The organism is Tumidithrix helvetica PCC 7403 (assembly GCF_965232925.1).
Lineage (GTDB): Bacteria > Cyanobacteriota > Cyanobacteriia > Pseudanabaenales > Pseudanabaenaceae > Tumidithrix > Tumidithrix helvetica.
Genome location: NZ_CBDDRA010000006.1, coordinates 20,782 through 44,413 on the forward strand (window position 1 = coordinate 20,782; position 23,632 = coordinate 44,413).

General features: G+C 45.6%; 17 protein-coding genes and 1 other RNA gene. 10 read left to right on the plus strand and 8 right to left on the minus strand.

The features are described from left to right. Positions 1 to 76 precede the first annotated feature (76 nt). Together serA and ACP2WE_RS07365 are read left to right on the plus strand one after the other, a co-directional pair. The gene (gene serA / locus ACP2WE_RS07360; protein ID WP_425214908.1) at positions 77 to 1,660 is read left to right on the plus strand and encodes a phosphoglycerate dehydrogenase; all 1,584 of its coding nucleotides are present in this window, start codon (positions 77 to 79) and stop codon (positions 1,658 to 1,660) included. A gap of 9 nt (positions 1,661 to 1,669) precedes the next feature. After that, the gene (locus ACP2WE_RS07365) at positions 1,670 to 2,308 is read left to right on the plus strand and encodes a phycobiliprotein lyase (RefSeq protein WP_425214909.1); all 639 of its coding nucleotides are present in this window, start codon (positions 1,670 to 1,672) and stop codon (positions 2,306 to 2,308) included. 109 nt (positions 2,309 to 2,417) lie between these two features. Here the strand turns inward: ACP2WE_RS07365 and ACP2WE_RS07370 are convergent, their stop codons facing one another. Further along, positions 2,418 to 2,705, minus strand: a complete 288-nt coding sequence (locus ACP2WE_RS07370; protein ID WP_425214910.1) for a DUF3288 family protein — start codon at positions 2,703 to 2,705, stop codon at positions 2,418 to 2,420. Positions 2,706 to 2,814: 109 nt separating this feature from the next. Beyond that, a complete protein-coding gene (locus ACP2WE_RS07375) occupies positions 2,815 to 4,002 on the minus strand; it encodes a hypothetical protein (protein WP_425214911.1) in 1,188 nt (395 codons plus the stop codon). Positions 4,003 to 4,583: 581 nt separating this feature from the next. Between ACP2WE_RS07375 and ACP2WE_RS07380 the strand changes: the two genes are divergently transcribed. Then, on the plus strand, positions 4,584 to 6,518 hold the full coding sequence (locus tag ACP2WE_RS07380) for a sensor domain-containing diguanylate cyclase (protein WP_425214912.1): 1,935 nt from the start codon (positions 4,584 to 4,586) through the stop codon (positions 6,516 to 6,518). Between the two features lie 222 nt (positions 6,519 to 6,740). Continuing rightward, entirely contained in the window at positions 6,741 to 7,946 is a 1,206-nt protein-coding gene (locus tag ACP2WE_RS07385; RefSeq protein ID WP_425214913.1) for a glycosyltransferase family 4 protein, read from the plus strand. A gap of 143 nt (positions 7,947 to 8,089) precedes the next feature. Here the strand turns inward: ACP2WE_RS07385 and hisC are convergent, their stop codons facing one another. The 4 genes from hisC to ACP2WE_RS07405 all read right to left on the minus strand — a co-directional run bounded on the left by hisC (position 8,090) and on the right by ACP2WE_RS07405 (position 13,400). Next, positions 8,090 to 9,139 (minus strand): histidinol-phosphate transaminase, encoded by a 1,050-nt coding sequence (gene hisC, locus ACP2WE_RS07390; protein WP_425214914.1) that lies wholly within the window; start codon positions 9,137 to 9,139, stop codon positions 8,090 to 8,092. A gap of 169 nt (positions 9,140 to 9,308) precedes the next feature. Beyond that, positions 9,309 to 10,862, minus strand: a complete 1,554-nt coding sequence (locus ACP2WE_RS07395; protein ID WP_425214915.1) for a Ycf46 family AAA ATPase — start codon at positions 10,860 to 10,862, stop codon at positions 9,309 to 9,311. Positions 10,863 to 10,982: 120 nt separating this feature from the next. After that, positions 10,983 to 12,014, minus strand: a complete 1,032-nt coding sequence (gene hemF / locus ACP2WE_RS07400; protein ID WP_425214916.1) for an oxygen-dependent coproporphyrinogen oxidase — start codon at positions 12,012 to 12,014, stop codon at positions 10,983 to 10,985. Positions 12,015 to 12,182: 168 nt separating this feature from the next. After that, positions 12,183 to 13,400 (minus strand): HD domain-containing protein, encoded by a 1,218-nt coding sequence (locus tag ACP2WE_RS07405; protein WP_425214917.1) that lies wholly within the window; start codon positions 13,398 to 13,400, stop codon positions 12,183 to 12,185. 348 nt (positions 13,401 to 13,748) lie between these two features. On the opposite strand from ACP2WE_RS07405, the gene cpdA reads away from it, so the two are divergent. Further along, positions 13,749 to 14,567 carry a 3',5'-cyclic-AMP phosphodiesterase gene (gene cpdA, locus ACP2WE_RS07410; protein WP_425214918.1) on the plus strand — a complete coding sequence of 273 codons (819 nt, stop codon included), beginning with the start codon at positions 13,749 to 13,751 and terminating at the stop codon, positions 14,565 to 14,567. 77 nt (positions 14,568 to 14,644) lie between these two features. Here cpdA and ACP2WE_RS07415 read toward each other — a convergent pair whose 3' ends face one another. Further along, positions 14,645 to 15,247, minus strand: coding sequence for a PAP/fibrillin family protein (locus ACP2WE_RS07415; protein ID WP_425214919.1), 603 nt, complete (start codon positions 15,245 to 15,247; stop codon positions 14,645 to 14,647). Positions 15,248 to 15,370: 123 nt separating this feature from the next. On the opposite strand from ACP2WE_RS07415, the gene ACP2WE_RS07420 reads away from it, so the two are divergent. Beyond that, positions 15,371 to 15,715: a pentapeptide repeat-containing protein gene (locus ACP2WE_RS07420; RefSeq protein ID WP_425214920.1), complete on the plus strand. Its 345-nt coding sequence runs from the start codon at positions 15,371 to 15,373 to the stop codon at positions 15,713 to 15,715. A gap of 113 nt (positions 15,716 to 15,828) precedes the next feature. Here the strand turns inward: ACP2WE_RS07420 and ACP2WE_RS07425 are convergent, their stop codons facing one another. After that, a complete protein-coding gene (locus tag ACP2WE_RS07425) occupies positions 15,829 to 16,503 on the minus strand; it encodes a SpoIID/LytB domain-containing protein (protein WP_425214921.1) in 675 nt (224 codons plus the stop codon). Positions 16,504 to 16,911: 408 nt separating this feature from the next. On the opposite strand from ACP2WE_RS07425, the gene rnpB reads away from it, so the two are divergent. From rnpB to ACP2WE_RS07445, 4 genes are all read left to right on the plus strand, one after another. Then, positions 16,912 to 17,430: RNase P RNA component class A (rnpB, locus tag ACP2WE_RS07430), an RNA gene on the plus strand. Positions 17,431 to 17,645: 215 nt separating this feature from the next. Beyond that, positions 17,646 to 20,087 (plus strand): HD family phosphohydrolase, encoded by a 2,442-nt coding sequence (locus tag ACP2WE_RS07435; RefSeq protein WP_425214922.1) that lies wholly within the window; start codon positions 17,646 to 17,648, stop codon positions 20,085 to 20,087. A 97-nt stretch (positions 20,088 to 20,184) separates the two neighbouring features. Then, on the plus strand, positions 20,185 to 21,024 hold the full coding sequence (locus ACP2WE_RS07440) for an inositol monophosphatase family protein (protein ID WP_425215066.1): 840 nt from the start codon (positions 20,185 to 20,187) through the stop codon (positions 21,022 to 21,024). 136 nt (positions 21,025 to 21,160) lie between these two features. Next, complete coding sequence (locus ACP2WE_RS07445; protein WP_425214923.1) at positions 21,161 to 23,581, plus strand: hybrid sensor histidine kinase/response regulator; 2,421 nt, start codon at positions 21,161 to 21,163, stop codon at positions 23,579 to 23,581. The last annotated feature ends 51 nt before the right edge of the window (positions 23,582 to 23,632 follow it).

A 23,632-nucleotide genomic window follows, 5' to 3' on the forward strand; every position in this document is an offset into this window, starting at 1 on the left:
ACTGAAAGGATCTGAAGTTATCCATAACGAAGTAACTCAGTAACAAATTGCGAATAACCACTGAATCTCATTAACTATGCCAAAAGTTCTCGTTTCCGACCCTATCGATCAAGTTGGTATTGATATCCTGTCTCAGGTTGCTACTGTTGACGTTAAAACAAATCTTAGCCCCGACGAACTGATCAAAGCACTGCCTGAGTACGATGCCATCATGATTCGCTCTGGTACCAAACTTACCAAAGAAGCGATCGAAGCAGGTAAAAATCTAAAAATTATTGGACGGGCTGGCGTTGGTGTCGATAACGTTGATGTTCCCACAGCAACGCGCCAAGGCATTGTTGTTGTTAACTCACCTGAAGGCAACACGATCGCAGCGGCAGAACATGCCCTTGCCATGATGCTCTCGTTATCTCGTTATATCCCTGAAGCCAATGCCTCCATTAAGTCAGGCAAGTGGGATCGCAAAAGCTTTACAGGTGTAGAAGTTTACAAGAAAACCCTCGGTGTGATTGGCTTAGGCAAAATTGGTTCTCATGTGGCAACGGTGGCACGGGCACTGGGTATGAGGCTCTTGGCTTATGACCCCTTCCTCACTGCAGAGCGAGCAGAGCATTTGGGTGTAAATCTCGTGGAGTTAGAGATTCTATTCCGCGAATCTGACTACATCACTCTGCATTTACCCAAAACCAAAGAGACTTACCACCTGATCAATGCTGAAAGCCTCAAAATCATGAAGCCGAACGTGCGGATCATCAACTGTGCCCGAGGTGGCATCATTGATGAAGCTGCCTTAGCAGAAGCGGTTAAAAATGGGCAAATTGGTGGTGCTGCCCTAGATGTTTTTGAGAATGAGCCCTTAGAAGCGGAGTCAACCCTGAGAACAGCGGGTTCGCGACTAATTCTTACCCCTCACCTCGGCGCATCAACCGAAGAAGCGCAAACCAATGTAGCTGTGGATGTCGCAGAGCAAATTCGCGATGTGCTGTTGGGCTTACCTGCACGCGCTGCCGTGAATATTCCTGGGTTGGGCCCCGATGTTTGGCAAAAGCTCAAGCCCTATCTGCAACTTGCCGAAATGCTCGGCAATCTGGTCGGACAACTGGCAGGTGGTCGCGTCGATACCCTCGACGTGCGCCTACAAGGCGAAATTGCCACCAGTGAAAGTCAACCGATTGTCGTAGCCGCGTTGAAAGGATTGCTCTCGCCTGCTTTGCGCGAACGGGTCAACTTCGTCAATGCTAGCCTTGAGGCAAAAGAGCGTGGAATTCGCGTCACTGAGACCCGCGATGCTACGATCGAGGACTACACGGGTTCCTTGCATTTGACTGCCAATGGTACGCACGGACAACAATCGGTAACTGGTGCATTATTAGGTAAGTCAGAGTTGCGAATTACCAATATTAATGATTTCCCCATTAACGTTGCACCTTCGCACTATATGTTGCTAACTTTGCATAGAGATATGCCTGGGATCATTGGTGGGCTTGGCTCCCTGTTGGGCAACTTTAATGTCAATATTGCCAGTATGCAAGTCGGTCGCCGTATGGTGCGTGGCGAAGCAGTCATGGTCTTAAATATTGACGATCCCCTACCAGCAAGCTTGCTAGAAGAGATTGTGCGGATTCCGGGTGTTAAAGATGCTTTTGTCGTTAACTTATAGAAACCGATAATGTTGAGTTTTCTAGATTTTTTTGCCGAGTGTTCTGGGCTATGGAAAACCGAGCGCACTTACCACATGACCGATGTCAACGAGATCGAAAGGTCTTATACGGAATATGAGGTAAAGGCGTTGACCTATCAAGATAAGCAAAACATTATGGCTCCATCGGACTCGATGCCGATCGTGTTCGATCTGGATGCATTAATGCTCGACGATCGGGGCATACCAGGGTTTTCTATTGCTTTTGATACAGTGTCTGAAAAGGGTGAAAAGGTATCCATGCAGCTCAAGGCATTATTTGTGCCTGACACCCATGTGCTATCTGTTTCTGAAGTCACAGATAACTCCTTAATCCCGATCGCTGCTCAACTTGAAAAATCTAAAGAAGTCGTTCAAGGCTACTACCTCAGAGATGAGGGCTACTCAGAAGCTGGCGCGATCGCAGGGCGATTTACCTATCAGCCCACTCGGCAAACCCTAGAAATGACCACCTACTATAAGAAATCGATCGCAGTCGATCAGATGCGCTTTCTCACTCATGAGACGCGCCTGCGCACGATCGTCACCTATCGGCGACCCGACCAGCCAGTTGCTCCGACCGAAATCACCCTAGTTGGCTTTGGCGTAGAACATCGCACCAGAGCGTAAGGCTAGCACCTAGGTCTAGACATATTCTTCGCCCCCTAAATCTCCCAATATCTGAGGGACTTTAAGAGAAAATCTTGCTCCCCCAAAATTGGGGGCTGGGGGGCTGAATCTATGCCCAATCATCGCGCCCATCATTGTGGGTGGCGAATACCTTGGCGGTGGCATGAATCTCACGGGTTTTGACATATAGCTGCTCCTCAGTTAAGTGCCACTGTGCTAAAACCTTGAGCAAGTCTGCTTGAATGTCTCGCGCTCCCTGAAACCCCCGATAGCGAATGCATAGTCGTGCTAGGTCTGCCAAGTTGCGATCGCTGGGTTGCGTAGTACCAAGCAAATCGGTGACAATTTGGCGATCGCCCATGTATTGCGGATGTCGTTGATCTTTGAGGTCAGCCATAGGTTTCGTCTGGGATCGTGGATTCTCTTGAATATTTTAGTTGGATAACGCAAAAAGCTGTTGGCATATAACCAACAGCTTTTTAGTTGATGAAAACGATTTGGAAAACTTACCGTCTCACAATTACCATCTCAGTGCCAGTGACAGGACTGCGAGCCACTAGGTGCATTTCTGAGTCAGCAACAAGCAATTTTTGGAACTTAAGCGACTGCGATCGCGATAACAGATCGGACATGAGTTGGCTTTGGCGATCGGGATCGAGCTGATACCAAGCATCGGTCAACTCAACAATCAAACGCCCCAATTTAAAATTGGTTTGTACGGACTTAATCAGTCCTTCACCATACTTTTTAGATGCATCAGTTACCTGCACCTGAATATCATTTACCTTGACTTTGTTGGGAGAGACAGCGCGATCGCCTTTTTCTGGTGCCACTAAGTCGCTAAAGGGCTTTTGGGTAGGCTGCTTGGTTTGTCTGGATATTTGGGTGGGAGACTGGGTAGGGGCTTTAACCGCATGGCTTAAAGCACGTGTTGGTTTGAGCAAAATTAATAGAGCAAATGCCAGTACCAGAGTTGTCACGGCTGCACGCTTCTCTAGAATGTGCTTGACGCTATCTGATAGCTGAATTTGACCGAGGATCGATTGCATCGATCGCAGGGCTGGAGCGATGGCTGTGCTTGCTTTTTTCCAAGGATCGCTGGACTCTACTTTTGTCCAAGTATTTGACACTGTAGGCGTTGCTGTCACCTTTTGCCAAGCTGCGCTAATGGGTGGATCGATTTTGTCAACGACTTTAGTGATAAAAGCTAAAACAACAGGCACAAGCTGCTTTTGGACAAAAGTCCAAGCAGTCCCCACTTCCTGTTTAACTTGGTCGGGCAATGGCAATGGGTCACCAGGTTGAAGGGGTGCTTTGGGCAAAGCTGGGGCAGCAAGGTCTTGTGCTGTTCCGTCTTGTGCCGACGCGCTGGTTACTTCTAGCTTGTGTTGCAGACTTTCTAAAGCTTTGATTAGAAATTGTAAAGTCTGCGTACCAATTGATACCAGAATCGCGATCGCTCGTGCTTTAGCGTCCTGTTGAGCAGGAACTTTTTGAGCGCCTCCCTCTTCATTCGAGAGTGAAGATTGGGGTGGAGCCACTTCAGTGAGTTTTTTGTTGAGGCTCTGTAACGCTGGGATTAACCATTGGGTAGACTTTAGCAATAGCGCTTGTAACGATGGAGAAATTTTTGTCCATGTTTGCTTTGCTTGTTGCGTTACCTGATTCACAATATCTGTATTTTTCTCTGACACAATCTCCTCCTCAGTCACAGGGTGACTAAACATCACACAGTTGTGATAGAACATATCACAAAACTTTTGACATAGGACAATTACAAATCTAGATGCAGTAACTTTTACTTATCTAAGTCTTAGGGGTCTGATCTCTGTAGATAGCTTTGTGCGAGACAACAGCGGTTGAATTATTAAGGAATCGTGAAATCTTTATGGCTACCGTTCAAATATTAGATAAGCAGGGCAAAATCATCATATCCAAACAAATTTCGTTTTATTTTAATGCCATTTCTTGTCTGGAATCTCTTTAATCCTGTGATACTCTATACTGGGAAAATCGGTAAAAATTCTGATTAGCAAAATAAGTTATAAATCTCTTATGACGATTAGCTTTTGCTCAATCCTAAATTGTCTGTAAATCGTCTTTTCAGTTTTTCTAGACTCATCTTCACTAGATTCGGTTTGATGAATTTCTATCAAAGGTTTGTCAGAAATTCATCAAACCTTGGAAAAGAAGATGCCTGGATTGAATCATATACCCCAGGTACAGAACTAAATTCCTACATCTACTGAATTAAGCAGTTTTGTGTACCAAACACATGCAAGAGTCTTCGTTTAACAGCTTACTGAGTTACAAACAAATTAGCAGCAGCTATGCGCAAGAGTTACTGCAAACAAAAGCTGAGCTAGCTCGGTATCAACTTGAATATCAAGACCTGCGCCGTAAATCCGATCTACTCAATCTAATTTTAGACAAAATTCACGCTTTGGTGCTTGTGCTTGACACGGAAGGGCATATCGTTCAGATCAATGCTACTTACGAACAAATAGCGCAGTATCCTTTGTCTGAAGTGCAAAACAGCTTTTTTTGGGATCTGTTTGTACCACCCGAGGAGGTTGAAGCAGTAAAAGCTACCTTTCACAATCTCAATGCCAAAGATTTTCCCAGAGCGCGCGAAAGTCTTTTGCTGACTCGTTCGGGCGATCGCCACTTAATTGAGTGGGTAGATACCGCGATCGCCGATCTTAACGATGAAGTGAAGTATGTGATTTGTACGGGTAATCCTGTGACCGACCGCAAGCAACCCGAGAAAATTTCCCAAATGTGCCAGTTGGGGATCGAGCATACGAGGGATGCGATCGTCTGGATTGCTGCTGATGCAAGGATTGCTTACGCCAATCAATCTGCCTGCCAAATGCTTGATTTTTCTATAGAGGAACTGCTGGCAACAACGATTTTCGAATGTGATGAGACTTCCGATTCTAAAAAATGGGACGAACATTGGCAAAGCCTCAAGCGGCAAGGTTCATTAACATTTCGGAGTACGCTTAGAGCTAAACATGGCAAGATCGTACCTGTAGAAATAAGGGCTAGCTATGTTAAGTTCGGCGACCAAGAGTATAGCTTTTTGGTACTACAAGACATTAGCGATCGCTTGGCTCATGAAGAACTGCTCGAGCAACAAGCCGCTTGGGATAAACTCATTACAGCCATCACATTACGGATTCATGGTTCGCTGCGACTAGAAGATATTTTGAGCGATACCGTTCGCGAGATTTTGCAGGCACTTCATGTCGATCGCGTAGTTGTCTGTCGGATCGATCTGGGTGGCAATGGAAGCGTTGTGGCTGAGGCTGTTGCCGATGGTTATAGCTCCCTAATGGGTGACAATCTGGATGCATATTGCCGAGACGTAAACTGTCATCCATTCCCGCAAGAGTCTGTAGGGGTAATTCACGATCTCACTCAGACGAACTTCCCTGACGAGATCGTACGATCGCTGCAACGTTTGCAAATTCGAGCTTGTCTCACCGCACCAATTTTGGTCGATCAAAGCGGTAGCGAAGAGGAGCCTAGCCCTGAGAGGCTTTGGGGATTACTCGTGGTGCAGCAATGTAGTGAGGCGCGTGATTGGCAACAGCCTGAGATCAATTTGCTTGCAGCGATCGCTACGCAACTAGAAATTGCCGTGCAAAAAGCCCAACTTTACGAACAGTTGCAAAGCGCAAATCTTGAGCTAATCAAGATCACGAACCTAGACTATTTGACCCAAATTGCTAACCGTCGCTGCTTCGATCAGCAGTTAGACTTTGAATGGCAGAGACTGGCGCGGGAAAAAGCTTCACTATCGCTGATTATGTGCGATATTGATTTTTTTAAAGCCTATAACGATACCTACGACCATCTGGGTGGGGATGAATGTTTGCGGCAAGTCGCACGGGCGCTCGCTGCCTCGGTGCGTCGTCCCGCTGATTTGGCAGCCCGCTATGGCGGAGAAGAGTTTGCAATTATTTTACCAAATACAGAAATTGATGGGGCTTTGCATGTTGCCGAGGCAATTCAATTAGCGGTGAAAAATTTACAGATCGTTCACGAGCCTTCCCCTGTAAGTAAGTATGTCACCCTAAGCTTTGGGGTTGCTAGTATTATGCCTGTGGTCAAAGCCGAGCCTACGGTGTTAGTGCGCTTTGCCGACCACGCTCTATTTCGAGCGAAAGAATTGGGGCGCGATCGCATCTATTGCATTGGCTGATTAATCGATTAAGTAGTAATCCTTACGATTCCAGCTAACTAATTCAAGATATCTAGTAGACTAGATTGTTAGCATCTAGTTCAAAAAGCCTCTCGATCGGATATTTATCAAGCTCGAATATCTCTTAAAAGCGAGAATCAAATGAAGTTAGAGGATAGCGATCGAGTTCAGAGATGAACCTGTTGATACACTCATGGACACTTTGAAGGTTGCCTGAAGCCAATGCAAATTTTAGTTTTAGCGTGGGAATTTCCACCGCGCATTATTGGCGGGATCTCTCGTCATGTGGCAGAACTATATCCAGAGGTTGTCAAACTAGGGCATCACATCCATCTTGTCACGGTTGAAGTAACTGGCGAAAAAAGCCATGAAGTTGTCGATGGCATTGAGGTGTATCGCGTTCCCGTAAAGGATGGAGGCAATTTTTTTGAGTGGGTCGCCAACATGAACGGCAGTATGCTCGATCGCGCTAGTCAATTGATTGACGAGCAAACCAAGCCCTTTGATGTTATCCATGCCCATGATTGGTTGGTAGCTGATGCCGCGATCGCTTTGAGTCAAAACTTCCAATTACCTCTGCTGGCAACGATTCATGCTACAGAGTACGGTAGATGCAACGGTATCCATTCTGATTCTCAAAATTACGTTCATTATAAAGAAATTAGCTTGGCTAAGGCAGCCGCGAGGGTGATTGTCTGTACGCAGTACATGCAAGGGGAAGTGGAACGCGCTCTCGGTTGTGCCCCCGATAAAACGAATGTTGTCCACAATGGGCTCAGTCTAGAACGAATGCAGCGATCGCATAGTGACGACTTCGATCCAGATGCCTTGCATCAAAAATATGCCCAGCCCGATGAAGCGATCGTCTATTACGTGGGACGAATTACCTATGAAAAGGGTATTTACATCCTATTAAATGCTGCGCCTAAAATTTTGGCAGCAATGTCAGACAAGGTGAAGTTTGTGATTATTGGTACTGGGGATGCCTACTCGATCTTATTGCAACGCCAAGCGTGGGATTTGGGCATTCATCACAAAGTCATATTTACGGGCTTTATGTCCGATCGCGATCTCAGCATGTTGCAAACAATCGCCAGTTGTGCGGTTTTCCCTAGTTTATACGAGCCCTTTGGGATTGTGGCGCTTGAAAGCTTTGCAGCAGGTGTGCCTGTGGTGGTTTCTGACACGGGTGGTTTGCCCGAAGTGGTACAGAATGGGGTGACGGGTATTGTCACCCATGTCAACGACAGTGACTCTCTTGCAGAGGGCATTTTAGAGGTCTTGCAAAATCCCGATCGCGCTGAGGAACTTGTCAAAAATGCTCAAAAAGAATTGCGCGATCGCTTTTCATGGCAAAAGTTAGCCATTGAGACGGAGGCAGTTTATACCAGAGTGATTACTGAATCTAAGTTGGATAAGGAATCGTGAGTTCGCAGGAATTCCCCAAAGCCAAAATGTAATTGCTCCGTCAATACTGGAAAGCGACAAGGTTTGTCTGCTTTTGAGTCGATTCTTGCGGCTTTAAACCCTCTTGAATCATTATTTCTTCTGAGTTGAGCAATTACAGATAATCATACCAAGTGAATTAGGGCTTCAAGCAAAGTTTGGTTTTGTGCGTCCGTGCCAACGGTAATGCGGAGTTTACGATCGATCCCTGGTTGTTTGAAATACCTGACGAGAATGCCGCGTTCTTTGAGAGCGAGATAAATCGCTTCGGCATTGCCATTCGGTGGGGTAACAAAAAGGAAGTTGGTTTGCGAATCGGGAACCTCAAAGCCCAGTTGCTTTAGATCGATCGCCAGTTTAGCCCGAGAAGCTTTTACTTTTTCGGCGCATTCGTTTTTATAGGCTTGGTCGCGCATGGCAGCCGCCCCAATCGTACAAGCGATCGCATCGATATTGTAACTTTCCTTAACTTTAAATAAACCCTCTAGCAGTTTGGGATTGGCAATGCCAAAACCAAGGCGCAATCCCGCGAGAGAATATCCCTTAGAGAGGGTGCGGCAAATCAAGACATTCTCAAACTCGCTGACGAGAGAGAGTGCGTTCTCATTGGCAAAATCCACGTAGGCTTCGTCGATTAGTAACACGCCTTTGAGGTTGGCGGCAAGTTGGCGCAGGTCGTCGTTTGCCACGACATGACCCGATGGACTGTTGGGCGAAGCCACAAAGGTGACCGCTCCATTTGCCTCAATCAGCGCTTCAATCGGGAGGCGATTACGATCGCCGTAGGGAATCTCAACCACCTCGGCAGCTTGAATTTCGGCTAGGGTTTTGTACAGGACGTAGGTTGGGGTGGGATAGACAACTTTACGTTGCGTCTCGGCACACGATCGCACGATCATCGTCAAAATTTCATCGCTGCCATTGCCAGCAATCACCCAATTTAAGGGCACGCCTAAGACATCGCTGATCGCCTGCCGAAAGTCGTTGGCAAAGGGGTTAGGGTAACGCCGCAAGAATTCACCGTCTAGATTGTGTAGGGCTGCGGTAACTGCGGGAGAAGGCGGATAGGGGTTTTCGTTGGTGTTGAGTTTGATAATGCTGGTTCCAGGCTTGGGTTGCTCGCCGGGGATATAGCCTGCCATTGCATCAACGGCGGGACGAAAGTAGCTGTTCATTAAGATTGCAAGCAAATGAAAACGACTTATCTATTCTATCTTCAGTAGATCGAAAATATAGAACACAAATACATCAAAGAAAGGGTAGGCTTAGGCTAGAAGAGTTGAATCAAAGCCATGAACACCTACTCGCAAATCAAGGCTGGCTGATTTTGCCAGTAGGAGCAATTCATGAATTGCCCTTACTGACATCATTTCTACTCTTAACATCCATTTCACCCGAAGAAGCACTCCTAGCCCGACCTTGAGCCGCCCATGCTTTCATGTAGTTGATCTGTTCTCGCGCCGTACTCGCCAAGGGAAACGTATCCTGCACTGCGCCCACGATATCCTCCGTGGTCAGATCGCGATTGTGATAGAAAGCTCGATACATTCCCTCGATAATGGCTTGTTCGATTTCTGCGCCGCTAAATTCCTTGGCGATCGCTGCCATGCGATCGATATCAAATTTACGCAATTCTGTCGGACGAAACCTTTGTAAATGCACAGAAAAAATTTGTTTGCGTTCCTCACAATTTGGCAGATTGATAAAAAAGATCTCATCGAATCTTCCTTTGCGCAGTAATTCAGGAGGTAACGCATCAATATTATTCGCCGTAGCCACGATAAAAACAGGCGTTTCTTTTTCCTGCATCCAGGTTAATAAAGTTCCAAATACCCTCTGACTTGTCCCCGAATCCGTAGAGCCACCACCCGTCATCCCTGCAAAGGCTTTATCGATCTCATCCATCCACAAAACGCAAGGAGCCAATGCCTCCGTTAATTGAATTGTCTGGCGAGTACGGCTCTCTGACTGCCCGACAAGACTGCCAAAGAGTTTACCCACATCTAGACGCAATAGAGGTAACCGCCAGAGATGCGCGATCGCTTTGGCACAGAGACTTTTTCCCGTACCCTGAATCCCCATCAACAAAACACCCTTGGGGTTAGGCAAACCAAAGGCTCTCGCCTCATCCGAAAATGCCTGCTGTCTCTGCAATAACCATTGCTTAAAATTATCCAACCCTCCAATGCTGTCGAGCGTTTCATAGGGAGCAAAAAATTCCAAAAATTCAGTTTGGCGAATTCGTTGTTGTTTCTCGATTAATACCAAATCGATATCAGCGAAGCTGATAAATTGCTTCTGCACCAGTGACTTCGCTAAGGTATGCGAAATATGATCGCGCGTCAGTCCCATACAAGCTTTTACCAGTTGTTCTAAGCCCGTTCCACTTAAGCGCAGTTGTTCCACCGCAACCATCTGTTGAATTGCCGTTCTAATATCATCGGCATTGGGCAATGGGAAGTTTAATATAGCGATCTGTTGCTCTAGTTCCGAGGGAACCTCTAACATGGGACTGAGTAGCACCACCGTTTTTCGCGAACTACGCAGATTGCGATAGAGGTTGCGTAACTGCCGCACGATCATCTCATCAGGGCGTTGTCCCCCCAGCCGACGATGCAGATCGCGAAATACAAAGATTGCAGGGACTTGCGGGTCAGCTTCCTCAACAATTTGTAAAGCTTGTAAAAGATTATTTTTCGCTTGCTGGTTATGAATAAAGCCATGCACCAGATCGTAATAGACTACTTCACGGGCAGGATTGCAGGAACGACCCACCTGTTCGATCGCTTTCTCAGCCCGCTCTTCTTCTGCCGTCACCACATAGATCAGGGGATACTTAGCCCGAATGAGAAGGTTAAATTCAGCAGGAAAGTCTTGGCTTCTCATACTAGATAGCATAGGGGTAAACAAAACAAAGGAAGGAAAATCTTTTTTCCTTCCTTTGTTTTATCATTATTCGCCTAGCAAGTAGGGGTAATTCATGAATTACCCCTACTTGCAAATAGAAAAAACTACTCTTTATGCGTGGTTTGGAGTCCAGTCGATCCAGTTTTGAGGCTTGAGGAAAGTTTCGTATAGATCGGCTTCGGGAGTGTTTGGTTCGGGATGATAGTCATAGTCCCAACGTACCAGTGGAGGCAAGGACATTAAGATGGATTCCGTGCGACCGTTGGTTTGCAAACCAAAAATTGTGCCTCGGTCGTATACCAAGTTAAATTCGACATAGCGACCGCGACGATAGAGTTGCCAGTTACGTTCTCTTTCACCATATTCCATATTGCGGCGACGTTCGCCGATGGGAACATAGGCAGGTAGGAAGGAATTACCGCAATCTTGGACAAAATCGAAAATTTCTTGCCAAGAGCGCTCTGAAGGTTCGCCAATCTCGTCACTTAGGGCTTTAGCAGTAGGTGAGTCATTGCTGTTTTTGTAGAGTTTGCCCTTGCCATCTTGATAGTCAAAGAAGATGCCACCGACACCACGGGTTTCGCCGCGATGTTTGAGGAAGAAGTAATCATCGCACCAAGCCTTAAAAATACGATGGTAATGAGGATTGTGGCGATCGCAGGCAGCCTTAAGGGTTTTGTGGAGATGTTGTGCGTCTTCGGCAAATCCGTAGTAAGGCGTCAGGTCTAATCCGCCGCCAAACCACCACACATTCCCTGCTTCAAAATAGCGATAGTTGAGGTGAACTGTGGGGGCGTAGGGATTTCTAGGGTGAAGCACCATAGATGTACCTGTAGCGTAGAAAGTCTCGCCATCCAGTTCGGGATATTGTCTGATGATGCTGGGTGGTAAGTGTGAGCCATATACTTCCGAAAAATTGACACCACCTTTCTCGAAGTAGTCTCCATCGACAATGACTCGCGATCGCCCACCCCCACCTTCGGGACGCACCCATTGATCTTGCTTAAACTTTGCCTTCCCGTCTAATTCTTCTAACCCTTCGCAGATACTATCTTGGAGTTTCTGCATAAACTGACTAACTTGTTGCTTGGAATCGCTCGGATGTTGAGGAGCTTGAATTAGGGGGCGGGTGGCAATAGTCATAAAGTTACTTTTGAGTATCGTCCGTTACTTAGGTTTATATGTTTCTTTAACAATAGCTAGACTTAGGACTATAAATTCATTTGTAAAAGATTTTTAATATTTCTATATAGTTATCGAAACATGAATCTATATGAGTAGATTAGACACCCAATCCTCCTTGGCAAGCATTTATCGCGGATGCACTAACCAAGCTCTCTGAATCGGTTGGCTAAGGGTTTGCACCAATGGTGAGAGTTGGGCAATATCCTTTAACCCCTGCGTGGTTTGAATTTCAATCCCCTGCTGATAAAGCGTATAGCCCTTGGTCAGGGCTACGCGAATACCGCAATAATATTCGGGATCGAGCCCCTGCATTCGCAGCTTGGCTTGCCATTCCTCTAGGCTTGTGGTGCGATCGCTGGGACTCTTATCGCTAATGTCCGTCGCTTTAAAAATATCACGGTCTAAATAACGCCGACATAGATCTGCCAAAATGCGATCGCCACTCTCGCGCCAACGATGCAGGTGATAGGTAAACACCGTGTCATCGGCAGCTAAATATTCCTCACAACTGAGGGTTTGCGGATCTTGGCTCAACCAAGCCTTCACAATGCGATCGGCATCGATCTCATCGGATTTAAGCAATAATTTTGCCCGTTCAAAAACCTTGGTCAGTGTAAACCGCGAAGCTAGATTTTTGGGATGGTTGTAAACCTGCAAATACATAAAGTAGCGGACGGTGAGGTAATGCTCGATCGCCACCAAGCCCTTACGGTTCACCACCAAACGCTGCGTGATCGGGTCGAAGCTCATTGCCATCAAAATCCGATCGAGATCGAGTTGTCCGTATCTTGCCCCAGTGAAATAACTATCTCGTTGTAGGTAGTCCAAGCGATCGCAGTCCAATTGACTGGAAACCAATTGGTAAGCGAGAGGGACTGGATACTGTTTGGTGAATATTTGCTCAAGAGAACCCGTTAGATCGGAATCATAATTCTCTAGTACTTTCGCAATATCACGGGACTGGAGCAGCCGCCTTGTCCATACTTCATGCTGACTGCCAAACATCTCTTCACCCGCGTGGCTAAAGGGCCCATGTCCCAGATCGTGTAGCAAAGCGGCACTCAAGACCGCCGCACGATGTCCAGCTAGGTAAGGATATCGCTGCACGATTTGGTCAAATGCTCGCCTTGTTAGCGCCATTACCCCCAAAGAATGGGTGAAACGCGAACCCTCGGCTCCATGAAAGGTCAGACTTGCTGTGTCTAGCTGGCGAATACGCCGCAGTCTTTGAAATTCGGGCGTATCAATTAGACGAATTAGTAAAGCTTCTACAGGATCGTCCCCATGAAGCGTAATCGCTCCATGCAGCGGATCGTGGTAAGTACGAGATTTACCGGGTAGCATTAGGTTTCAAGACTAGCTGTTTTTCTGTCTCATGGTCGCCCCATTTATGAGGCGATTTAAGTTTACACCCGAAGCTGAATGCATTGGGAAACAGGCAAATAGGTAGGAAAGGATGAGTAGTTTACTCAAGAGCCAATGTTTTGCACAGATTCTTGGAAAATATGGTGCAAGCCTCCCAGAACGACCCCTATATTGCTAATGGCATATAAAGGTGTTTCATAAGCCGTGTTTTGTCTGTATTATTGCGATCGCTAAAAATTTAAGGTATGAACCCAGTAGTTTAGATCGATGCACGCAATGGAAAACTACCCAAAAGAAATTTAAATTTTTTACTCTTTGTTAAAACCTATGCTGCTTGTTGCTCAACTTACTGACATTCACCTCTTTGCCGATCGCGACGCCGCACTTTGGGGAATCAAAACAGAGGATTCCTTTCAGTCTGTATTGGTAGAAGTCGCGAACCTCAATCCTCAGCCCGATCTGCTGATTTTAACGGGCGATCTAACCCAAGATGGTGACAAAGCTGCCTACCTGCGTCTGCGAGATGCTCTCCAGTCGTTAAACATCGATACATACTGTTTGGCGGGAAATCACGACGATCTCGACCTCATGCCCTCTATCCTTCAAGGGGATCGTATTTTTGCGGCGAATTCAAGCACAAATCCGAATTCTAGAATCCAAAGAGGGAATTGGCAGTTTCTCTTTCTAAACTCGGTTCTTATCGGGGAAGTGGATGGTTTGCTTTCAGACCAAAGTTTGGCGTGGCTTGAAGAGCAGCTACAGAGCCATGCCGAGATGCCCACCCTGATTGCTTTTCATCACCCTGCCTTGCCCGTGGGCTGTGATTGGATGGATAGCATTGCCCTACGAAATCAACAGGAATTTTGGCAGGTTTGCGATCGCTTTCCCCAAATACAAGTTGCGATCAATGGTCACGCCCATCAAGCTTTCGATCTCCTGCACAAAACCGCACACAACCAAATTCGCTACTACGTCACCCCTTCGACCTGCATTCAATTTAAGCCCAATACGCCAAAGTTTCAGATCGATCCGCGATCGCCTGGTTTTCGCTTGCTGTCTCTATTTCCCGATGGCAATGTCGAAACTACCGTACATCGCCTTGCAAAATCGAGATTCCAGCCCGATCTGACAGTTAAAGGGTATTAAACGCAATCTCAAATTACTTGTGCGTTTCGGGTTTCGGCGCAGTTCGGCTGCGATCGCCGAACACAGTTCAATCTACGTTAAAGAAAACTCAATCGCTTTACTTTGCGTAAGACAAACAAACTGCCCTCATTCCCTCGACCAATGCGCAGATCGTCGTCGAGATAGGTCGTTTCTAGCCATCCCCGTTGTTCTCGATTTTTGATTTTGGAATCGATCGCCCTAAGTTTCTTCCCTGAGGCTAAAATCTCCACAAAATCGCTGATATTCCGATAGCCGATTAGACGCTGCGAACCAATGACAAATCGCTCAAAATTTACCTTGACCCGTAGGTCGGACACTACTGTGAAGCTGGCACATACACTCACCAATCCCTCTAGCAACGGCAAGCTCATAAGTTCTGCCACGTTGTAAATTTTGCCCTCGGCAGCGCGAACGCATTGGTAGATCTGTCCCAGTTTTACAAGTGGTAAGCGATCGAATCCCAGTAAGTCTTTACTAGTGGTAAACAGCAATTGCCAATCGCCCGTTAGCAATTCCGCTGCTTCTGTCGGTTTCGGGGTAGGATTTAACTCCTCGAGATAGGCGACAGCCGAAAAGATCGCGATTTTCTGAACTTCAGTAATCTGCAAACCTCGATTTACGGGTGCGATCGCTTTTAAAAGGTTGTCTTTTTTGCTCATGGTTTCAGCTTAGCTCTTGTTCCTGATACAGCATAAATCCTTACCCATGAGATAATCATGCCATCACCGCTAGTAAGCAAAAGTTCTCTCTAGCGATCGGCAATTCACCTTAATTTTTAGATAATGGCAGAAATTACACGAGAGCAAGTTTTAGAAAGATTTGCCTCAGGCATCAATCTCACAGGCTTAGATCTATCTTGGTTAGACCTACATGATACCAACCTAAAGGGAGCCAATCTTGAGAATAGCAATTTAGAGGGAGTCGATCTATTTAACGCAAATCTAGAGAATGTCAATTTTACTGGCGCAAATCTCTATGGTGCATACCTCTATGGCGCAAATTTGCAAGGAGCAAATCTTACGGATGCAAACCTCACCCGTGCAGACTTAGAGGAAGCTAACTTAGTTGGGGCAAACCTCACCAATACAAATTTGATTGGCACAAATATGAGAAATTCAGTCAAATAGGAACAATTCCCTTCTGCCCAAAACAATCTAGGGCAACCATAGGAAGATTTCCCTTAGGCGGTTTCTCATTTAGAAAATGTCCTTAATTTAGATATTCCGTTTGCTGAAATCACTTAACGCTTAATGGGCTCATCTCGATACCACCAAGCCAAGATCTGTACCCAATTCCAACCAAGTTTTGCCATTTGTTGGGACATTTCTTGATCGAGATGTTGACCATCGGAAACTGGCATATAGCCATTGCCCCAGCTTACCCAGTTGCGTTGCAATCTGGCGCGATAGTAGCCCTTAAACCCAGGACGGAGCATATAACCTGCCGTAGAAGCCACTGCCTGATCGCTGCGGGGATGGATCAGAGGTATAGCTTGAGAACTATTGGCATCGTAACGATAAAAACCTGAGTAAACTTGATCGCGAGTATCGCTTACCAAGTCATAGGGAGCATCCCCCCATTTGCGCTGACGTTGCGTGTTGATGGCATAGCTACGAGCAGCAACAGCCTGAGCCATGAGTGCATCCATATGCCAACTGGCAGGCATTTCACTGGGAACTACACTGCGCAAATATTCTTCGAGACTTAAAACGTTTACCGCAACTGCTTTATTATTCCAAGATCGAATCTCCATTTCGCCAGGGTAAAGCGTACTACCCACCTGAACCAGTCCATTATTAGAAGGTACGATCCGATTGACAGTAGAGGTCGGAAGTGTGTACCAACGGCCCGGATCGAGCCGACGATTTTGTCCTGAAGCTTGTAAAACCGAGGGCTGCGTTACGGCAACTGACATTTGAGAGCCAGAATCTTCTTTAACTAAAACCCTTAAAATTGTTGCAGCTGCAGCTTGGGATATGTTCGCTAAAAATAAAAATGACAGGGTTAAAACTAGCGTTTGTATTCTTTTGGAGAAGCTCTTAATCATTTGGTTTATCTCACACCTAGACAAATAAAAAGCACTATCCACAGTAATACTCAACACATAAAGACTAAACAAAAGCTTGAAATTATGCTTTTTGCTAGCTTAATTATGAGTGGCGCGCTAAGAACTAAAGATAGTAGAAAGTGTATCAAACTGTCTACATTTTTTTAAAGCTTTTATCTGAAAATTATAGGTTGGCAGGTACTAAACCTCACCTCAATAGTTAAATTTGCAGGAAAACGATCTGGATTTCAGTGGATTTAGATATTATGTAGCTAGAAGAGTAAGCGGGCAGTTGCGGAGTTGGGTTTTTCCCATCTCTGAGGAAAGTCCGGGCTTCCACAAAGACCAAACTGCTGGGTAACGCCCAGTGCGAGCGATCGTGAGGATAGTGCCACAGAAATATACCGCCTACATATCAAGGCAAAAGGTGAAAGGTGAAAATTAGTTTTCTCCCTTTATGCTTTTTACTTTTTTCTAGGTAAGGGTGCAAAGGTGCGGTAAGAGCGCACCAGCAGGGTCGAGAGGCTCTGGCTCGGTAAACCCCAGTTGGAAGCAAGGCGAGAGGGTAAAAGAAATTGGTCTTTATTTTCTTACACCCGTTATCTATAGTCTTTTGTCTGTGCAAACAGGCATTATTCTTATAGATGTGAGCCGCTCGAGGTATCTGGTAACAGATATCCCAGATAGATAACTGCTAGTTTTTAGTGCTTAATTGTGAAGTAGTTAGCCAAAAGCTAATTGCTAATAATTATTAGCTAAATTTAACAGAACCCGGCTTATGTCTTACTCTTTCTCAACAATAAATTTAGTAGCATAGATAACATATGTGCAATCTTTTTTAGCTTTTAACCCGACAGAGTTAGTAGAAATAAGAAAGTAGATTTTATATCTACAAAATCACGAAAATTTAGGGGCTTACATTTACGTGAAGATATCTATTAAGCCTGGTTTATTTGGCTTTTTCTTAGATATTGACGTTAACCAACTTCATAATTACCAAGCAAGAAATTATGGGAATTATTCCCAACCCGATTAAAAAACTGGTTTATTGTCGTCCTCAACAATGGTTAGGTAGAGCAGTAATTGGCTTAACTTTTGTTTGTTTAACCAGTACCTTGAGTTTTCGTTTTTATGCAGAGCCAAAGGTGACCGAAGGCACGTTTGTAGATAGTGATATTCGCGCTACGAAGACCATTGATGCTGTTGATGCCGAAGCAACGCGTCTTGCTAAAGAAAGGTTGAAGCAGCAAATAATTGTTTATCGATTTAGCCATGAAGCCAATGATGAAATTACAAAGCATCTTGAAGAAATTTTGAACGTAGGCGAACAAATTCGGCAAATTATGGGAGCATTTCCCTACCTGCCCAATAATTCCCTCAATCCCGACCTTCAATTTTACTTAAGATCGATTTCTGAGTCTGAATGGCAAGCAGTTAAGTCAAGCTTAAACCCATCTATAAACCTACCAAGCAGTAACTGGAATACTTTACAACCTACTTTTACTCAGGCTGAAACCTTTAATTTTGCAGTGTTTGAACTGCAACGACAAAAGTCTGTGCTGTCTGTCGTGGCATTCCAAGACCTGATCGATCGCATTGAGCAAGCCAGACAAGCCTACAAGCTTGCCAAAGCCAAGCTGCTCGAAGGTCCAGATATATTTCGCGATCGCTTATTAGATCTTAGCAACGCAGAATGGGAGTTAGATAAGCTCAGCATTCGTGGTTCCCTTACTAGTCTTTTAGCAACAGGCATTGTCTCGGGGTTACCCGAAGAAGTTGTAAAATACCGCATTGAAAATCTACGCGAATTACCCCTTGACCCTGTTCGTCGTCGTCTCGCGATCGCCTTACTCGCAAAAGTGATAAAACCAAACTTGAGCGTGGATGAGACAGCCACAGCCGAGAAAGTTGCCAAAGCGATGTCAAGCGTCGAGCCCAAAATGGTGAGGCTGCAAGCAGGTGAAGTTATTGTCAAAGCTGGTGAAAAAATTACTGCCCGAGAGTTTATGTTCTTAGACGAACTGGGTTTGACTCAGCGTCGGACAAACTTGGTTGGCATTGCTGGGATTGCCGCAGGTACAGCTCTCGCTATGCTGATCTTAGCTCAAGTTCTTAAGCATGGGTCGTCTTGGTTAAATGTTCGCTTGAAATTGAAAGATCTGATCGTGATCGCGATCGTTGGCAATAGCGCTGCCTTGGCAGGCATATTCTTAACTTCGGGCACGCTAGCGTTTTTTCCCCTTGCGAGTATGGGACTGATGCTAGGTAGTTTTTACGGTTCTAGATTAGCCACCTTAGTAACAACACTGACTTCTGCCTTAATTGCTGTGGGGATTAGTGCTAGTTTCATCACCTACTGCCCAATTTTAGTAGGCGCATTGTTGGCAGCGGTGATTACCAATCGTCCTTACACCCGATCGCATCTGGCAGCTGCAGGTATTATTGTGGCAGCGGCACAGGCAGCAGTCTTTATCGCGATTGCGATCGCTGTAGGGACAATTCCCCCATTTGTGCTAGTAGCAACTGCTTTACAATATGGGGCGAGTGGCTTAATTGCCGCGATCGTGGCATTAGGCGCAATTCCCTATTTAGAGCAAATTTCCTATACGCTGACGCCGTTTCGTTTGGCAGAACTTGCAAATTTAGATCGCCCCTTGCTGCGACGCTTGGTAACAGAGGCTCCTGGAACGTTTCAGCACACCCTATTTGTGGCAAACTTGGCAGAGGCAGCCGCAAGGGAATTGGGAGCAGACACCACCTTAGTTAGAACTGGAACGCTCTATCACGACATTGGCAAAACCCTCCGCCCAGAATATTTCATCGAGAATCAAATGGGGCAAACGAATCCCCATGATCTTTTAGACGATCCCTGGCGTAGCGCTCAGATCATTAAAGAGCATGTCTCAGGTGGCATTAAGTTAGCGCAGAAATATCATCTACCCGAAATTTTGCAGGCTTTTATTCCCGAGCATCAAGGCACGATCGCGATCTACTACTTTTATTGCAAAGCCAGAGAGCGATCGCCCGAAATCTCAGAAGCAGAATTTCGGTATGAAGGACCAATTCCGCAGTCTCGCGAGACAGGGATTGTCATGCTAGCCGATGCTTGTGAAGCGGCTTTACGTTCTCTGGGAAATGACACTACCCTTGAGAAAGGGAGTGAAATGCTGATGCGAATCTTTCAATCGCGTTGGGATGACGGACAACTACGCGATTCTGGCTTAACCCCGTCTGATATGGAACGCATTGCACCTGTATTTATTAAAATTTGGCGAGAACGCAATCACGGACGCATCAAATATCCAGCGCTCGCTAAAAAGCTCGATCCATCAGGTTCGGCGATGCCCGACCAAGCATGTAATGGCTGTAATGGACAAACAGAAATTGCAGGAATTTTGGTACCCATTCAAACTGTTCCTATTCAAAAGACAACGGTGGGTAGCCAAAGCTAAAATAGGGGCATAGCTAGAATTAGGATCCTCGCTTTACGAATATGTCTTGGGCAGTTACGCACCATCCCTGCTCCTATAAAATTTTACTGGAACTTACATTGTGAATTATCTACAGGATATTCTTCCATTTATCCAACACCTAAGCGATCGCGTCGGAGAACAGCTCCTGAAAGATTTTGAGCAGGTTAGAATCGCCGAACAAAAATCCGATGGAAGTTTAGTCACAAAATCCGATCGCTGGGCCGATGAGTATATCAAAACAGCGTTACAAAATGAATTCCCCGATTTTGCTGTGTTAACCGAAGAGTCGGCTCGTACATTGCCCCATGCAGAATGGTGTTGGGTGGTCGATCCTTTAGATGGAACCACCAACTTTGCACGAGGTATTCCAATCTGGGCAATTTCTTTGGGGCTACTACACTACAGTTTGCCAGTATTTGGCTTTGTTTCTATTCCCCCATTGCGTCATTCCCTCTATGGGTGGTTTACCGAAGCAGATAGAGATAAGCAGGGCGTTAATGCCGCTTTTCTCAACGGTCATCCTTTACATGTCAGTTCCAATGCGCCTTCGCTGACAAACCTAGGAAGCCATTTATTTAGTAGTTGTTCGCGCAGTTTAGAGGCGATTGCTACGACAAAGCTCCCAGCAAAACTGCGAATGCTCGGTGTTGCTAGCTATAACTTACTAACTGTTGCCACGGGCGCAACCATAGCAGCCGTAGAAGCCACACCTAAAATTTGGGATATTGCTGCCGCTTGGCCGATCTTGCAGGCAGCAGGTGCAATCTGGATTTCCCTAGAGTCGCAACCCATTTTTCCGTTAGAGCCTGGCAAAAACTACAGCGATCGCAACTTTCCCACCCTTGTTGTTAGTCACACTGAACTTCTGGCAGTTTTTCAGCCCTTAGTTAAACCTATGTGGGCAAAAGTTCAATAAGGCTTAGTAGGGCGATCGCCCTACTAAGCGATCCTGAAAAATATCTAATAACATGTGTAACCGATTATTTTGACAAACCTGTTAAACTTAGACATCTTATTAACAAGTACCATCCAGCGACTTTTTAACAGTAAATATGGTAGATATTTGTTCTAAAAAAATTCTTGTCATTGAAGACGATCCTGATATTAGAGAAAACATTCAAGATGTTTTGATATTGGAAAGCTTTGAGACGATTACAGCTGAAAATGGCTTGATAGGATTGCAGCAAGCAAGGGATCACAGTCCCGATCTGATTGTTTGCGATATGGTAATGCCCGAACTAGATGGCTATGGTGTGTTAGAGGCATTGCGTCAAGACCCCATAACTGCCACGATTCCTTTAATTTTTTTAACGGCAAAAGCCGATCGGGCTGATATTCGTCATGGCATGGAACTGGGCGCAGACGACTATTTAGCCAAGCCCCTCAAGCCAGAAGAATTGCTCAAAGCGATCGCTACACGCTTAGAAAAAAAAGCAATCTTCGATCAGCTCGTGACGCTGCAAGAACTTCTGGCTCAGCAAAACAATGAGTTGCAATATAGTAATGCCCTGTTAAAGGCTCAAAAAGAATCGTCGCTCGATGGAATTTTAGCAACGGATGAGCAAGGACGTATCTTTAGCTATAATCGTCGATTCTGCAAAATGTGGAATCTCGAACAAGAATTGTCCGATCCGAAATTGGAATCGAGTCTTTTGCTCTCTAGGGTCGATCTCCCAGATACCTTAATGAACTTGATCGAGCAAGGCTATGAAAATGCCGATCAGGTAATTCACGGCGAGGTCAATATTGATGCCAAAGTCTTTGAGTACTACACCAGTCCTGTCTCCTCTCCCGAACATAAGTTTTTAGGACTAATTTGGAGCTTCCGAGATATTACAGAGCGCAAATTGGCAGAAATTAGGCAAACAGAATTGTTAAAAGAGGTTCAGCAAGCGAAAGAAGAAGCAGAACTTGCTGCGAGAGCCAAGGCTGACTTCTTGGCTATGATGAGTCATGAGATCAGAACGCCGATTAATGGCGTATTGGGCGTAACCCAACTGCTAGCGACTACCGACCTAACGCCCGAACAGTATAAATACGTTAGAACGGCTCAGGTTAGTGGTGAGATTCTGTTGACCGTCGTAAACGATATTCTAGATTTCTCCAAAATTGATTCGGGTAAGTTGGAGCTAGAGCATCAACCTCTTGATATCCGAGCCGTTGTCCGTGATATTTACGAACTAATTTCACCCAAAATCCAAGAGAAAAATCTCCATTTGCATTACAACATTGCTCCTGATATTCCTACCTATATTTTGGGTGATGTCACGCGCCTTCGTCAGATCCTCTTGAACTTAATCAATAATGCCGTTAAGTTTACAGAAGTAGGAGAAGTGGAGGTGTCCGTCAAACTAGAGACACCTCAAGCGCTTCCGCCCCAAGGCGAAGAAGTGATGATTTTATTCTCCATCCGAGATACGGGAATTGGTATTTCTGAAGAAGATGTCAGTAGATTATTTCAAGCATTTACACAGGCAAATATTGCTACTGCGCGTAAGTATGGTGGTACGGGGTTAGGTTTGGTCATTTGCAGTCGTCTGATTGAGATGATGAAAGGATGGATTTGGGTTGAGAGTAAAGAAGGAGAAGGGTCAACCTTTTATTTCACGATCGCCTCTGAAATCACTGCCCAAATCCCAGAAGACTCTAAATTAGTGAGTTCTCTCCAGCCTTTATCATCTCGGCTCAACCAAGGGCAGAAATTAGGCGAAGTTCTCCCACTCAATATTTTGCTGGCAGAGGATAACGTAATTAACCAAGAATTGGCGATCGCCATGTTAGGGAAGATGGGATACCAAGCTGATGTGGTTGGCAACGGACAAGAAGCGATCGAGGCAGTCCAACACAAGCAATACGATATCTTGTTTACCGACATTCAAATGCCGAAATTAGATGGGCTAGAAACAGCCAACTTCTTAACCAAAAATTGGGCCGATCTGTTGCTGCCCTACACGCGTCCTAAGATTATTGCCATGACGGCCAGTGCCTTGCAAGGCGATCGCGAAATGTGTTTGCAAGCAGGCATGGATGACTACATTAGTAAACCAATTCTGTTTGATGCGTTCCAACGCATGGTAGAAAAGTGGGGACAGGGAATCGACCAACCATCCCAAGCAGAAGGAGATAATCTTGACGCTTTAGAAGCGATCGAGCCTAGTGCCATCCAATCGCTACGAGATATCAACCCTGCATTGGTTGCGCGTATGGTTAATCTGTTTTTAAAGGAAGAATCTCCTCCTCTTATGACTCGATTGAGAGAGAATATCAAAAATGTCAATTTGCCTGAAATCTATCACGTTTCCCACACGCTCAAGGGTTGTAGCTATATTTTAGGCGCTAAGAAACTCGGAGATCTATTATTGAGTATAGAAATGAAAGGTAAAAAGAACGATTCGAGCGGGATGGAACCTCTAATGCAGCAAGTGGAATTGGAATATCTAGCGGTGACGCAGGCATTGCAGAAGTTCTTGTAATGCCTTATGGGAGCCAAAATCGTAGGGGCAATTCATGAATTGCCCCTACGA